This is a genomic window from Cellulomonas sp. KU4C (genome assembly GCF_056868065.1).
In genome coordinates, this window is sequence record NZ_CP200322.1 from 1 (window position 1) to 14995 (window position 14995).

The following is a 14995-nucleotide window of genomic DNA, read 5'->3' on the forward strand; positions in this document are numbered from 1 at the left end:
GCGAGTGGTCACGACACGCGGGTGCGCGGCGTCGGGGGCCGGCGTGTCGTGACCTTTCGTCGGGGCTCGTGGACCGGGGTCGGCGAGATGGCGTTCCGAGCGTCTGCTCGGGCGTGGGAGCGCAGGCGAGCCCTGCGATCTCAGCGGGGACTGTCGTCCGGGTAGGGCGGTGACGCGCACGCGTGGGTACGTGAGCGCACCCGGCTTCGGCCGATCTCGGACGTGCGCGCCCGCGCGGGTGTGATCGCGTGGCGAGTGGTCACGACACGCGGGTCCGCGGCGCAGCGGGCCAGCGTGTCGTGACCTCTCGTCGAAGCCCGACGACCCTGGGGCGCCGAGATGGCATCCTGCGCGTCTGCCCGGGTGTCGGCGCGCAGGCGAGCCCTGCGATCTCAGCGGGGACTGTCGTCCGGGTAGGGCGGTGACGCGCACGCGTGGGTACGTGAGCGCACCCGGCTTCGGCCGATCTCGGACGTGCGCGCCCGCGCGGGTGTGATCGCGTGGCGAGTGGTCACGACACGCGGGTGCGCGGCCTCGCGGGCCGGCATGTCGTGACCTCTCGTCGATGCCCGGGCCCTGGGGGGCCGAGATGGCAGTCCGGGTGTACGCAGGGATGCCGCGCCGGGGAAGCTCCGCCATCCCCGGGGGGCCGAGCAGTGCCGTGCGCGGGTGGGCGTGCAGGGGGTGGGGAAACACAAAGAGCCACCCCTTGCGGGGTGGCTCTTCGCGAAATGGTGTCCGGCGGCGTCCTACTCTCCCACACCCTGGCGAGTGCAGTACCATCGGCGCTGAAGGGCTTAGCTTCCGGGTTCGGAATGGGACCGGGCGTTTCCCCTTCGCTATGACCGCCGTAACTCGGTCGAACTAGCTGAGCAACGGGCGTCACCACACGGGTGTGGTGACGGTGCTCGCGGTTCGGGAACCGCACAGTGGACGCGTAGCAACAATGATGTTGTGGTGAAGTTATCGGCTTATTAGTACCGGTCAGCTGCGAGGGTCGTTAGTCCCCTCTTCCACATCCGGCCTATCTACCCGGTGGTCTAGCCGGGAGCCTCTCACCCCTCGAGGGGGCATGGAAACCTCATCTTGAAGCAGGCTTCCCGCTTAGATGCTTTCAGCGGTTATCCCTTCCGAACGTAGCCAACCAGCCGTGCTCCTGGCGGAACAACTGGCACACCAGAGGTTCGTCCGTCCCGGTCCTCTCGTACTAGGGACAGCCCTTCTCAAGTTTCCTGCGCGCGCAGCGGATAGGGACCGAACTGTCTCACGACGTTCTAAACCCAGCTCGCGTACCGCTTTAATGGGCGAACAGCCCAACCCTTGGGACCTACTCCAGCCCCAGGATGCGACGAGCCGACATCGAGGTGCCAAACCATGCCGTCGATATGGACTCTTGGGCAAGATCAGCCTGTTATCCCCGGGGTACCTTTTATCCGTTGAGCGACGGCGCTTCCACAAGCCACCGCCGGATCACTAGTTCCGACTTTCGTCCCTGCTCGACCTGTCAGTCTCACAGTCAAGCTCCCTTGTGCACTTGCACTCGCCACCTGATTGCCAACCAGGCTGAGGGAACCTTTGAGCGCCTCCGTTACATTTTAGGAGGCAACCGCCCCAGTTAAACTACCCACCAGGCACTGTCCCTGATCCGGATTACGGACCGAGGTTAGATATCCAGAGCGACCAGAGTGGTATTTCAACGTTGACTCCACCGACACTGGCGTGCCGGCTTCACAGTCTCCCACCTATCCTACACAAGCCGCACCGAACACCAATACCAAGCTATAGTAAAGGTCCCGGGGTCTTTCCGTCCTGCTGCGCGTAACGAGCATCTTTACTCGTAGTGCAATTTCGCCGAGTTCGCGGTTGAGACAGCGGGGAAGTCGTTACGCCATTCGTGCAGGTCGGAACTTACCCGACAAGGAATTTCGCTACCTTAGGATGGTTATAGTTACCACCGCCGTTTACTGGGGCTTAAATTCTGAGCTTCGCCTTGCGGCTGACCCGTCCTCTTAACCTTCCAGCACCGGGCAGGCGTCAGTCCGTATACATCGTCTTGCGACTTCGCACGGACCTGTGTTTTTAGTAAACAGTCGCTTCCCCCTGGTCTCTGCGGCCCTCCACGCTTCCCGGGCGAACCGGTACACGCTTCAGGCCCCCCTTCTCCCGAAGTTACGGGGGCATTTTGCCGAGTTCCTTAACCACGATTCTCTCGATCGCCTTAGTATTCTCTACCTGAACACCTGAGTCGGTTTGGGGTACGGGCGGCTAGAACCTCGCGTCGAAGCTTTTCTCGGCAGCATAGGATCACCCAATCATCCAGCATACGCTGTCACCATCGGTTCTCAGGCTTGATGAGTGGCGGATTTGCCTACCACTCGCCCTACGGCCTTGGACGTGGACAACCATCGCCACGCTGGGCTACCTTCCTGCGTCACTCCTGTTAATACGCTTACCTACTACCGGATCGGGTCGCGCGCTCCTCGTAGCGGTGACTCCCGAAGGAATCGGTGCTACGACTCGGGCGCTGAGCATCACCGGGCTCGGTATGGGCGGTTCTTCGCCGGTACGGGAATATCAACCCGTTGTCCATCGACTACGCCTGTCGGCCTCGCCTTAGGTCCCGACTTACCCAGGGCGGATTAGCCTGGCCCTGGAACCCTTGTTCATTCGGCGGACGGGTTTCTCACCCGTCTTTCGCTACTCATGCCTGCATTCTCACTCGTGTAGCGTCCACCACTGGGTTACCCCGCAGCTTCACCCGCCACACGACGCTCCCCTACCCATCCACACGCCTGGACCACGAAGGCCTAGCGCAAGTGTGAATGCCACAGCTTCGGCGGTATACTTGAGCCCCGCTACATTGTCGGCGCGGAATCACTTGACCAGTGAGCTATTACGCACTCTTTCAAGGGTGGCTGCTTCTAAGCCAACCTCCTGGTTGTCTGTGCAACTCCACATCCTTTCCCACTTAGCATACGCTTAGGGGCCTTAGCTGGTGGTCTGGGCTGTTTCCCTCTCGACTACGGAGCTTATCCCCCGCAGTCTCACTGCCACGCTCTCACTTACCGGCATTCGGAGTTTGGCTAACGTCAGTAACCTGGTGGGGCCCATCGGCTATCCAGTAGCTCTACCTCCGGCAAGAAACACGTGACGCTGCACCTAAATGCATTTCGGGGAGAACCAGCTATCACGAAGTTTGATTGGCCTTTCACCCCTAACCACAGGTCATCCCCCCGGTTTTCAACCCAGGTGGGTTCGGTCCTCCACGCGGTCTTACCCGCGCTTCAACCTGCCCATGGCTAGATCACTTCGCTTCGGGTCTAGAGCACGCGACTGTGTCGCCCTATTCGGACTCGCTTTCGCTACGGCTTCCCCACACGGGTTAACCTCGCCACGTACCACTAACTCGCAGGCTCATTCTTCAAAAGGCACGCCGTCACCCCTGCTAGGGAGGCTCCGACGGATTGTAGGCACACGGTTTCAGGTACTATTTCACTCCCCTCCCGGGGTACTTTTCACCTTTCCCTCACGGTACTTGTCCGCTATCGGTCACTAGGTAGTATTTAGGCTTAGCAAGTGGTCTTGCCAGATTCACACGGGATTTCTCGGGCCCCGTGCTACTTGGGATCCCCTTCGGGAGGCCACATGATTTCGTCTACGGGGGTACCACCCTCTGTGCCGGGCCTTTCAATGCCCTTCGACTATCACGCGACTTTCTGACTCCCTGACGACTCGGCAGAATCATCTGAAAGGTCCCACAACCCCGTACACGCAACGCCTGCCGGCTTGACACGCATACGGTTTGGCCTGATCCGCTTTCGCTCGCCACTACTCACGGAATATCTCTTCCTGCCGGTACTGAGATGTTTCACTTCCCGGCGTTCCCTCCACACACCCTATATATTCAGGTGCGGGTCACACGACATGACTCGTGCGGGGTTTCCCCATTCGGACATCCTCGGATCACGGTTCGTTTGCCAACTCCCCGAGGCTTATCGCAGGCTACAACGTCCTTCTTCGGCTCCTAGTGCCAAGGCATCCACCCTGTGCCCTTAAAAACTTGACCACAAAGACATACAATAAAAGATGCTCGCGTCCACTGTGCAGTTCTCAAACAACGAACGATCCCCGACCTCACGTCAGCGCCTACCACCCCCCAGCGCCCCGAAAGACACCCGACAGCAGCGGTTCGACCGACCGACCGGACCCGTCATGAAGCAACACCCCCAAAGCGGGCTGTTCCCTCAGGACCCAACAGCGTGCCTCAGCGACCCACACCCTGCCAGCACACGAGGTTCCACCCGCTCCCGAAGGAGACGAGGTACTGACGCGCACCAGCTGCATGAGCCGCCGTAGTTGATGTTCCACCCGTGAGCACCACCCCGGACGCGTTCGGTCCAGGCCTGGCCTCTGCACCCACCACGCTAAGCGGTGAGCATCAGATGCTCCTTAGAAAGGAGGTGATCCAGCCGCACCTTCCGGTACGGCTACCTTGTTACGACTTAGTCCCAATCGCCAGTCCCACCTTCGACGGCTCCCCCCACAAGGGTTGGGCCACCGGCTTCGGGTGTTACCGACTTTCGTGACTTGACGGGCGGTGTGTACAAGGCCCGGGAACGTATTCACCGCAGCGTTGCTGATCTGCGATTACTAGCGACTCCGACTTCATGGGGTCGAGTTGCAGACCCCAATCCGAACTGAGACCGGCTTTTTGGGATTCGCTCCACCTCGCGGTATCGCAGCCCTTTGTACCGGCCATTGTAGCATGCGTGAAGCCCAAGACATAAGGGGCATGATGATTTGACGTCATCCCCACCTTCCTCCGAGTTGACCCCGGCAGTCTCCTATGAGTCCCCGGCATGACCCGCTGGCAACATAGGACGAGGGTTGCGCTCGTTGCGGGACTTAACCCAACATCTCACGACACGAGCTGACGACAACCATGCACCACCTGTACACCGACCTTGCGGGGCAACCATCTCTGGAAGTTTCCGGTGTATGTCAAGCCTTGGTAAGGTTCTTCGCGTTGCATCGAATTAATCCGCATGCTCCGCCGCTTGTGCGGGCCCCCGTCAATTTCTTTGAGTTTTAGCCTTGCGGCCGTACTCCCCAGGCGGGGCACTTAATGCGTTTGCTGCGGCACGGAACTCGTGGAATGAGCCCCACACCTAGTGCCCAACGTTTACGGCATGGACTACCAGGGTATCTAATCCTGTTCGCTCCCCATGCTTTCGCTCCTCAGCGTCAGTTGCGGCCCAGAGACCTGCCTTCGCCATCGGTGTTCCTCCTGATATCTGCGCATTCCACCGCTACACCAGGAATTCCAGTCTCCCCTACCGCACTCTAGTCTGCCCGTACCCACTGCAAGCCCGAGGTTGAGCCTCGAGTTTTCACAGCAGACGCGACAAACCGCCTACGAGCTCTTTACGCCCAATAATTCCGGACAACGCTTGCGCCCTACGTATTACCGCGGCTGCTGGCACGTAGTTAGCCGGCGCTTCTTCTGCAGGTACCGTCACTTGCGCTTCTTCCCTGCTGAAAGAGGTTTACAACCCGAAGGCCTTCATCCCTCACGCGGCGTCGCTGCATCAGGCTTGCGCCCATTGTGCAATATTCCCCACTGCTGCCTCCCGTAGGAGTCTGGGCCGTGTCTCAGTCCCAGTGTGGCCGGTCGCCCTCTCAGGCCGGCTACCCGTCGTCGCCTTGGTGGGCCACTACCCCACCAACAAGCTGATAGGCCGCGAGTCCATCCCTGACCGATAAATCTTTCCAGACACTTCGGATGCCCGAGCGTCTCGTATCCGGTATTAGACCTCGTTTCCAAGGCTTATCCCAGAGTCAGGGGCAGGTTACTCACGTGTTACTCACCCGTTCGCCACTGATCCACCCAGCAAGCTGGGCTTCACCGTTCGACTTGCATGTGTTAAGCACGCCGCCAGCGTTCGTCCTGAGCCAGAATCAAACTCTCCGTAGATGTCTACATGGCAACCACCACCCGAAAGCAGCAGTCCACCGACACACGAACGACACCCCACTCGCTGGCGAGCAAGGCATCAGTTAAATTTGGCTTTGTGGTCCGACCCAGACGGAGCAGGGCCGATCCCACGTCAACCAAGACTCACCGATCTCACGCAACCACCCCGAACGAGGCGACCACCCGAGCCGATGAACCATCTTGGCATCAACTACTAGGCACACTGTTGAGTTCTCAAAGAACAGACGCGCATCCCTCACTCACCCTTGCGGGCTCCTGACCGGAGGCAACCGTTCAAACTTATCCGACCCGCTCCGGCCCGTCAAGTCCGTGCGGACCATCTGACCAGGCAGATCGATGCTCGGCGCGACGAGATCCGGGAACCGAAGTACCCGTACCGGTCGAGCTGAGGGGGTTGTCGTCCGCGGGACCAGCCACCGGATGCTCTCCGGTGTCCGTTCCTCCCTGCCGGGCGACGTCGTAGAACATTACGCAGGCCGGACCGGAGCGTCAACTTCGCAGGACGTGATCGCGGTCACCCGCGTGTTCACGCAGATCGGGGTGGCTCCGGAGCCCGGAGCCACCCCGACGGGAGGTGCGGTCAGCGACCGGGGGTGCGGTCAGTACAGCGCGCTGGCGAGCGCGCGACGAGCGGCGGCGACGCGCGGGTCGTCGTTGCCGACGACCTCGAACAGCTCCACGAGCCGCACCCGCACCCGCTCCCGCTCGGGGCCGGCGGTCACGCGCACCGTGTCGACGAGCCGGGCGAACGCGTCCTCGACCTGACCGCCCAGGACGTCCACGTCCGCGACGGCCAGCTGGGCGTCGACGTCGTGCGGCGCGTCGGCTGCCGCCTTGCGCACCTGGGCCAGGTCGGCATCGCGCGTCCGGGTGAGCAGACCCACCTGGGCGAGACCGGCCCGGGCCATGTCGTCGCGGGGGTTCTCCCGCAGGGCCTGCTCGTAGGCGGCGGCCGCAGCCGGGAGGTCGTCGGCCTCGATCGCGTCGTACGCCGCCTGGTGCAGCGGGGGCAGGGGCGGCTCCTCCGGCTCGGCCACCGCCTCGGGCGCGACGTCCCGCGGGGCGACCGTGCCGGTCACCCCGTTCGCGGCCGCCGCCTCCAGCACCTGGTCGAGCACGCCGCGGACCTGGTCCAGCTGCGGCGCACCCTGGAACAGGGGCAGCGGCTGACCGGCGAGCACCGCCAGCACCGCGGGGACGGACTGCGACTGGAACGCCTGCGCGATCTGCGGGTTGGCCTCCGAGTCGATCCGCGCGAGCAGCAGGCGCCCGGCGTACTCGTCCGCGAGGGTCCCGAGGTCACGGGCGAGGTTGATGCTCGTCTCGCTCCACGAGGCCCACAGCAGGACGATGACCGGGTGCTCGGTCGAGGACTGGACCATCGCGGCGAAGCCCTCGGTGTCGACGTCCACCACGTACGGGCCCGGCGTCGGCAGCCCGCCCGGGGTCCCGGGCGGCGGGGTGGCCGGACGGCCGAGCGCGGAGAGGTCCACCGCGCCGCGCGCGTCGAGGCGCGGCTGCGGTCCCGGGTTCTGGCTCATGCTCGTGTCGCTCCTGATCTCGCGTGGACTGTCGTGGTCACTCGCCGGACACCGCGGTGCGGGCGTGCTCCGCGGCCAGGACCTGCACCTGCGTCGCGGCGCCCGCCGGCGGGACGTACAGCGCCACGACGTCGGTCCAGGTGCGCACCAGGTTGCTGGTGACGCTCCCCTTGCCGGCGAGCGCGGCGTCGAACGGGTCGTTCAGGGTGATGCTGCCCTGGCTGAGGGTCACGGTCGTGACGGTGTTCAGCTGGCCCACCACGATCGCTCCCCCGTCCGCCGTGCGCAGCGCGGTCACCGCCCCCTCGACCGGGGCGACCGTCTCGGCGACCGTCGCGACCGCCTGGAGACTCGCCGCCGTCTGGTTCCGGGCCTCGCCGAGCGCGGTGCGGAAGAAGTCCGGCGGGAACGTGGCGGCGGCGGCCGAGGCGTCGCCGTTCGTCAGGACGTCGGCGTACTGCCCGAGCGCCTCCGCCGGGGTCAGCAGGAGCGTGTCGTCGTCCGCGGCGACGGGCTCGCTGCCGACCGAGAGGTCCGCCGTCGCCGGCATCTGGACCGACGGGCCCAGCCGCGCCCAGCTCCACAGCCGGTAGGGCTCGCGCGGTCCGTCCTGCTGCAGCACGAGCAGCAGCGGGGCCTGGAGGTCGGCGGGCTGCTCGGTCACGACCATCTGGGTGCGCGGCCACGTGTCCGTGTCGGGGACGATCGTCGTCTGCGCCGTCATGGGCAGCGTCACCGGGGGGCGCTCGCCGTTGGTGGCGACGGCGCGCACGTACTCGGCGCTCCGGATCGCCAGGGCCGGGCCGCTCAGGCGCGCCTCGAGCCCGGCCGGGTCCAGTGCGGCGTCGCGCTCGGCCAGCACCGCACCGACCTGGTCGAGCACCCGGGTCGACCGGGCGACGTCCATGACCGGCGGGGGGACCGCCGGGGCCGCGTCGGGGACGGGCTCCGGCACGGGGTTCGCGCAGGCGGCGAGCCCGAGCAGCGCGACGAGCGCGACGGCGGCACCGGCGGTGCGGCGACGAGGGGTGCGACCCCCGTGGATGCGTGCGGTCACCGGTCCTCCTCCGTCCCCTGCTGCGTGCTCGCGTCCTCGGCCTGCGGCTCTCCGTCCGCCGGGAAGCCCCACATGCGACGCCAGGCGTCGGCGCGCTGGGCGCGCGAGGCCTCCTCGTCGCCGGCGGCTCCCGGTCCGCCCGGGGCCGGCGCGGCGGCCGTGGCTCCCGGTGCCGCCGAGGGTGCCTCCGAGGGGGCGGGTCGACCGCCCGGGCGGGCGGGGGCGGCGCCCCCGGGCGCGGACTGGTCCGGCTGGGGGGTGGGGCGCCAGGACCCCGGCGAGGTCGCGGGTGCCGCACCGGGTGCGGGGGCCCACGCCCCTGCTGCCGACGCCGTGCCGGTGGCCGGAGCCGTCGGGGCGGGGGGCTCGCCGGGGGTGCCGGGCTGGTCCGGTCCGCGCGTGGCCGACCGGGGGGTGCGGCTCCACGGCATCCGGGCACCGAGTCCCCGGCGCCGTCCGGCGTCCGGGGTCTCGTCGGCCGGCACGGGCTGGTCCGTCGCCGACGGCGCACCGGGAGCGGCGACGGGGGCGACCGCCGGCACGACGCCGGTGGGGCGGTCGGCCGCCGACGTGGTCGGGCCGGGACCACCCTCGCGCGGGGCGGCGGGCGGGCGCTCGGCGGAGCCGCCGTCTGGCGTCGGCGTCGAACCAGGCACCGGCGTGGGACCGGGCACCGGCGTCGCACCGGTCACCACCGGCGTCGCACCGGTGAGGACCGGGGTCGCACCGGTCACCACCGGGATCGCACCGGTGCCGGGCCGACGGCCCTTGCGCTGCGCCGCCGCCGCGGCCTCGGCCTCGCGGATCTGACGCCGGGTGAGCGGGCCGGTGGTCGGCGTCACGGTGCCCAGCGGCACCGCACCCGACGCGCCCGTGCCCGCGCCCTCCCCACCCGCTGCACCGGCGCTCGACGGGGCCGTCGCGGCGTGGCCGCCGTCCGCGGTGCCGGGCGCCCCGGGACGCGCGGCCGCGGCCATGCTCCCCGGCGGCGCGGTGACGGTCGCGAAGGTCCCGGTGGCGACGGAGTGCCACTCGGCCTCGTCGCCGTCGTGGCGGTGCCGCACGATACGCACCAGGAGGATCGCCGCGACCGCGAGCAGGAGGACGCCGAGTGCCACGCCCGGCCAGAGCCAGGGCGTGGTGACGGTCTGGGGCCAGGAGAGGTCGAGCGTCGGGGCGGTGTCGCCGAGGCTGACCGCGATCAGCGACCAGCGGCCGTCCTGCGCGGGCCACTCGAGCGACGCCGAACCGTCGCCGGACGTCTCGACGACCCACATGTCCGAGCCGGTCGGGTCGGCGGCCGTCGCCGCGGAACCGTCGGCGGCCGGCGCCGAGGCGCTGGGCTCCGGCACCGGGGTCGCGGCGGCGGCGGCGTCGGCGCTGGGGTCGGTGGACGGTGCGTCGGTCGCGGGCTCCCCCGCGGTCGTCGCCAGCGTGTGCCAGTCGGACAGCCCGGTGACACGGGTGTACGGGTCGGAGCCGACCCAGCCGGTCACGTCGGTGTCCCGTCCGATCGCGAGCACGACGGGCGAGCCCTCGGCGCGGACGGTGACGGTGACCGGGTCCCCGGCGAGCTCGAGCACCCCGGGGTCGGTCACCAGGGTGCGGACGTCGCCCCCGGGCGCGGCGGTGGCGATCAGGGGGTCGTCGGCGCGCCAGGCGGTGGCCGACGCGACGCCGAGTCCCACCGAGGCGACGCCGAGCAGCCCGAGCAGGGCGGCGATCAGTCGCTGGAGCACACGGATTCCTCTCGAACGTGACGGCCCAGGATAGGCGAGGTGCCTGGCACACCCGGCACCGGGGCGGTCCCGGCGCCCCCGGACGACCTCGCGCAGGACGGTGTCCCGTGCCGGGTTCGTCCCGATACCCTGGACGGCGGACGCGGGCCGACCGACGCCCTGAGCCTCCCGCCCGGAGGCCGTCCTCACAAGCGCTCGCGCGCCCGCAGGAGGAACTTCGTGGCAGAAGACCGTTCGACCTTCCCGGTGGTCAACTTCCGTGGCTACGACCGCGCCCCGGTCGACGCCCGCATGGACGAGCTCGACCGCGCGCTCCAGGATGCCCGTGGACAGGTCGCCTCGCTCGACGAGCGCGTGCTGCAGATCTCCGGCGAGCTGTCGGAGGCGCACCGGCAGCTGCGCGAGGCCGAGCGTCCGACGTACTCGGGGCTGGGTTCGCGCATCGAGATGCTGATGCGGTCCGCGGAGGAGCAGTCGTCGGACGTCGTGCAGCAGGCCAACGCGCAGGCGTCGGACGCGCTGGCGCGGGCGCGGCTCGCCGCGGGCCAGCTGCGCGCACGGGCCGAGAACGAGGTCGCGGAGATGCTGGCGACCGCGAAGCGCGAGGCGACGGAGGAGCGCACGACCGCGCACGCCGAGGCGGAGAGCGCCCTCACCGGCGCGCAGCGCCGCGCCGAGGAGCTGGTCGGCTCCGCGGAGCGCGAGGCCGCCCGCATCCAGACCGCCATCGCGACCGAGGAGAGCGAGCGCCGCTCGGGCCTGGAGCGCGAGCTCGGCACCCTGCGCGCGACGGTCGAGCGCGAGACCACCGAGCTGCGGATCAGCACCGAGCAGGCCGCCGCCGCGCTGCGGTCCTCGACCGAGGCCGAGACGACCGCGATGCGGGCGGACGCCGAGCGCTACGACCAGGACCTGCGCCAGCAGGCGGACGCCGACACCACGGCGCTGCGGCAGCGCGTGACGGCGGAGCTCGCCGAGCTGCGCACCGAGGCCGAGCGCTGGGCGGCGTTGCAGCGCTCGCTGGCCGCGACCGAGATCGCCGAGGCGCGGCAGGCGGTGGGCGACGAGGTCACCACGCTGCGGGCGGACGCCCAGGCGTACGCGGACGGCGTGCGGTCCGCCGCCGAGCGCGCCGCGGCCGAGCTCCAGCAGCGGGTCGCCGTGGAGACGACCGCGCTGCGGACGGAGGCCGAGCAGTACTCCGGCTTCGTCCGCGCGACCGCCGACCGCGAGACCGGCGAGCTGCGGGCCGCGGTGGCCGACGAGGTCGCCGCCGCGCGGCAGGAGGCCGAGCAGGCGCTGACCGCCCTGCGGGCCGAGGCCGAGCAGTACGCGTCCGAGCTGCGCGCCGGCGCCGAGCGCGAGTCCGCCGAGCTGCGCGACCGCGCCCGGCACGAGACCACGACGCTGCGGGCCCTCGCCGAGCGCGAGACGACCGAGCTGCGCTCCACGACGGAGCGGGAGACGACCGAGCTGCGCGAGCGCACGGACCGCGAGGTGGCCGAGCTGCGCGAGGCGACCCGCCTGGACGTCGAGCGGCAGGTGACCGACGCGTCGCGGACCGCGGACGACCTGCGGGCCCGGGCCCGCACGGAGGCCGACGCACTGGTGGCGCAGGCGCGCCAGCAGCTGGCGGACGCGGAGCTCGCGATCGCCGCGCAGCGGGAGGCCGCCGAGCGCGCCGACGCCGAGCGGTACGCGACGGCCCGCGCCGAGACCGAGAAGCTGGTCCAGGACGCCGAGGCGCACGCCGCGGACGCGGAGCAGCGGGTCGCGAAGGCGCTGGAGCAGGCGGAGAAGATCCGCGTCGACTCCCAGGAGCAGAGCAAGTCGCTGCTGTCGAACGCCCGGCAGAACGCCGACCGCGTGGTGGCCGAGGCCCGCGAGCACGCCGAGAAGACGCTCTCGGAGGCGATGGCCGAGTCCGAGCGGGAGCGCACGACCGCCACGCGCCAGGTCGAGGACCTGAACCGGCAGCGCGAGTCGATCACCTCGTACCTGGACGAGCTCCGCAACCTCCTGGGCCACGACCCGGTCCCGAACAAGCAGACGCTGGAGCGGGCGGACGCGGCGCAGGCGCAGTTCGAGAAGCAGGCGGCCCGGCCGGCCGCTCGGCCGGCGAAGGGCGGCAAGGGCCGGCCCGCGCCGGTGTCCGCCGCGACGCCCGCGGTGGCCCAGCCGGCCGCCCCGGAGCCGGCGGCCGCGTCCGAGCCGAAGGCCGCGGAGCCGAAGGCCGCCGAGCCGAAGGCGGCGCAGCCGACAGCCGACGCCGCGCCCTCGGCCGACGCGGGCGACGGCGCCACGTCGCCCGCCCCGACGCCCGAGCGCGGCACCCCGGCCGCCCAGCAGCGCGCCGGTGCCGTCGGCCAGACCCCCACGGCCTCGGCCGCGAGCGGTCAGGGCGACGCCGGCGAGGGCGACGCGCCCGCCGACGAGGTGGCCGCGGCGTCGGCCGACAAGTGACGGACCACGAGTCCGTGGGCGCGGCGGACGACGCCGCGCCCTCGGACCCGGCCGCTGCGCCCACGGACCCGGCGGGCGACTGGCGCTCCCGGCGCCGCGAGGCGGCCGACGCGCACGAGGCGGCGCTGCGCGCCCGGCGGCAGGCGGAGTCCGCACGGGCCCGCGAGCTGATCGCGCGGTTCGTCGCGGACGCCGGGGCGCGGGGGGTCGCGCCCGAGCCGCTGCACGCGCAGGGCTACGGCGGGCGCGGTCGGTACCGCACGCCGCTGACCGGCTGGTACCTGCGCCGGGACCGCACCGTGGCGGTCGGCACCGACGGCGGCTTCTACGTGCTGACGGTGCCGCCGTCGCTCGCCGGCCGGCTGCGCGGCGTGCGTCCGGAGCCGCAGGACCCGCCGCTCGTGATCGGGGCGGGCGGCAAGGACGGCGAGTCGCTCGACCTCCCCGTCGCCCTGGCGCGCGCGCTCGGCGACGCGCCCGCCGCGGGCTGACACCGCCGGTCCAGCGCGGGCCGACGCCGCCGGTCAGGCCTGCGCGACCAGCACGCCCAGCGCCTCGGCGACCGCGGCCGGGTCCTCGACGGCCGTGAGGTGCCCGGCCCCGGGGACGACCACCGGTTCGACGCCGAGCGCGTCGGCGGTGCGGCGGGCCTCGGCCACCGGCGTCGGGCGGTCCTCCTCCCCCACGAGCACCAGCGCGGGCCGGCCGCGGAACGCCTCGAGCACCGCGAGCCGGTCCGGCCGGGCCGCCATCGCCCGCTGCGACCACGCGACCCCGGCGGGCGGCTGCGCGGCGATCCAGCCCTCGACGCGGGCGACGACGCCGACGCGGGTCCGTGCAGCCGCGCCGAGCAGGTCCGCGGCCATCGGCAGCACGGCGTCGACGGTGCCCGCGGCCTCCACGGCGTCGGCGACGCGCAACCGGTTGGCCCGCGCCTCGTCGGCGTCGGCCACGGCCTTGGTGTCGAGCAGCCCGAGGCCGACCACCAGGTCGGGGTGCCGCTCGGCGAGCGCGAGGGCGACGTAGCCGCCCATCGACAGCCCGGCGACGACCGCGCGCCGGTGCCCGGCCCGGGTCAGGGCCTCGGCGACGGCGTCGGCGGCCGCCTCGAGCGACGGCTCCGGCAGCGGGTGCGCGGCCGCGGCGCCGAGCCCGGGCAGGTCCACGGCGAGGACGGGCTCGTCGCCGGGCAGCAGCGCCACGACGTCCGCCCACATCCGGGCGTCGAGCGGGAACGCGTGCAGCAGCACCAGCGGCGTGCCGGTGCCGTCGCCGGGGCCGGTGCCGGGGCGCAGCTCGTGCAGGACGGCTGTGGCCGTCGGGGCGTGCGTCACGCGTCCTCCTCCGCCGAGCCGGCGAACCCGGTGTCCTCGGCCGACCGCGGCACGGCGGGCGGGTCGGCCTGCTCGCTGGGCCCGTCCCAGGTGGTCGGCAGCGGTGTCTCGACGTCGGGCCGGACGTGCCGGACGATCTCGTCGAGCACCCGCCGGACGTACGGCTCGCCGACCCACAGGTGCTTGGCGCCGTCGACCCCGATGACCTCGGCCTGGTGGACGCGCGCGAACCGCTCCCGCGCGGCGTCGGGCCGCAGGTAGTCGTCGTGCTCCGGGACGAGGACGACCAGCGGCTTGCCGTCGGCGTCCCACGCGTCGAGGTCCGCGTCGGTGGCGCGGTGCAGCGGCGGGGACAGCAGCACGGCGCCCTCGACGACCGGGTCGAGGCCGTGCATCAGCGCGAGCTCGGTGCCGAACGACCAGCCCACGAGCCACGGGTGCGGCAGGTCGCGGAACTCGGCGAGCTCGATGGCGGCGTGCACGTCGAGCTTCTCGGAGCGCCCCTCGTCGAACGCGCCGTCGCTGGTGCCGCGCGGGCTGCTGGTGCCCCGGGTGTTGAACCGGAGCACCGCGACGTCGGCCAGGGCGGGGAGCCGCCACGCGGCCTTGCGCAGCACGTGCGAGTCCATGTAGCCGCCGTGCGTGGGCAGCGGGTGCAGCGTGACCAGCGTCGCCGCGGGCGTCTTCGGCGTGCCGTCCGGGTGCACCGGGAGCGCGAGCTCGCCGACGAGCGTCAGGCCGTCGGCGGTGTGCAGCTCGACGTCCTCGCGGTGCGCGGGCAGGACGGTGAGGGAGCGGATGGGGGTGGCCGAGGTCGGCGCGGCGTCGGTGGTCATCGCCGTCGAGGGTAGTCCCGCGTCCCGCGG

General features: G+C 70.4%; 7 protein-coding genes and 3 rRNA genes. 2 read left to right on the plus strand and 8 right to left on the minus strand.

Going from position 1 to position 14995, the window contains the following annotated elements; genetic code table 11:
- Nucleotides 1–736 precede the first annotated feature (736 nt).
- The 6 genes from rrf to AC1VL8_RS00030 form a co-directional block, all read right to left on the minus strand.
- Nucleotides 737–853, minus strand: a 5S ribosomal RNA gene (rrf, locus tag AC1VL8_RS00005).
- Nucleotides 854–954: 101 nt separating this feature from the next.
- Nucleotides 955–4066 (minus strand): 23S ribosomal RNA (locus tag AC1VL8_RS00010).
- Nucleotides 4067–4453: 387 nt separating this feature from the next.
- Nucleotides 4454–5974, minus strand: a 16S ribosomal RNA gene (locus tag AC1VL8_RS00015).
- Together the 16S, 23S and 5S rRNA genes form the textbook arrangement of a ribosomal RNA operon.
- Before the next feature lie 620 nt (nt 5975–6594).
- The gene (locus tag AC1VL8_RS00020) at nt 6595–7536 is read right to left on the minus strand and encodes a co-chaperone YbbN (RefSeq protein WP_483073660.1); all 942 of its coding nucleotides are present in this window, start codon (nt 7534–7536) and stop codon (nt 6595–6597) included.
- A 37-nt stretch (nt 7537–7573) separates the two neighbouring features.
- The gene (locus AC1VL8_RS00025; RefSeq protein ID WP_483073661.1) at nt 7574–8593 is read right to left on the minus strand and encodes a DUF8094 domain-containing protein; all 1020 of its coding nucleotides are present in this window, start codon (nt 8591–8593) and stop codon (nt 7574–7576) included.
- Complete coding sequence (locus tag AC1VL8_RS00030; protein ID WP_483073662.1) at nt 8590–10332, minus strand: hypothetical protein; 1743 nt, start codon at nt 10330–10332, stop codon at nt 8590–8592. Before AC1VL8_RS00030 ends, AC1VL8_RS00025 begins: the two co-directional genes overlap by 4 nt.
- Before the next feature lie 219 nt (nt 10333–10551).
- On the opposite strand from AC1VL8_RS00030, the gene AC1VL8_RS00035 reads away from it, so the two are divergent.
- Nucleotides 10552–12795, plus strand: coding sequence for a coiled-coil domain-containing protein (locus AC1VL8_RS00035; RefSeq protein ID WP_483073663.1), 2244 nt, complete (start codon nt 10552–10554; stop codon nt 12793–12795).
- Nucleotides 12792–13286 carry a hypothetical protein gene (locus tag AC1VL8_RS00040; protein WP_389230560.1) on the plus strand — a complete coding sequence of 165 codons (495 nt, stop codon included), beginning with the start codon at nt 12792–12794 and terminating at the stop codon, nt 13284–13286. The genes AC1VL8_RS00035 and AC1VL8_RS00040 overlap by 4 nt, the downstream gene beginning before the upstream one ends.
- A gap of 33 nt (nt 13287–13319) precedes the next feature.
- Here the strand turns inward: AC1VL8_RS00040 and AC1VL8_RS00045 are convergent, their stop codons facing one another.
- On the minus strand, nt 13320–14129 hold the full coding sequence (locus AC1VL8_RS00045) for an alpha/beta fold hydrolase (RefSeq protein WP_483073664.1): 810 nt from the start codon (nt 14127–14129) through the stop codon (nt 13320–13322).
- Nucleotides 14126–14965 (minus strand): alpha/beta hydrolase, encoded by an 840-nt coding sequence (locus tag AC1VL8_RS00050; RefSeq protein WP_483073665.1) that lies wholly within the window; start codon nt 14963–14965, stop codon nt 14126–14128. The genes AC1VL8_RS00045 and AC1VL8_RS00050 overlap by 4 nt, the downstream gene beginning before the upstream one ends.
- Nucleotides 14966–14995 lie beyond the last annotated feature (30 nt).

Excerpts from the sequence above, each read along its gene's own strand:
- AC1VL8_RS00020 (WP_483073660.1), bottom strand. The coding sequence starts at position 7,536 with ATGAGCCAGAACCCGGGACCGCAGCCGCGCCTCGACGCGCGCGGCGCG.
- AC1VL8_RS00050 (WP_483073665.1), bottom strand. The coding sequence starts at position 14,965 with ATGACCACCGACGCCGCGCCGACCTCGGCCACCCCCATCCGCTCCCTC.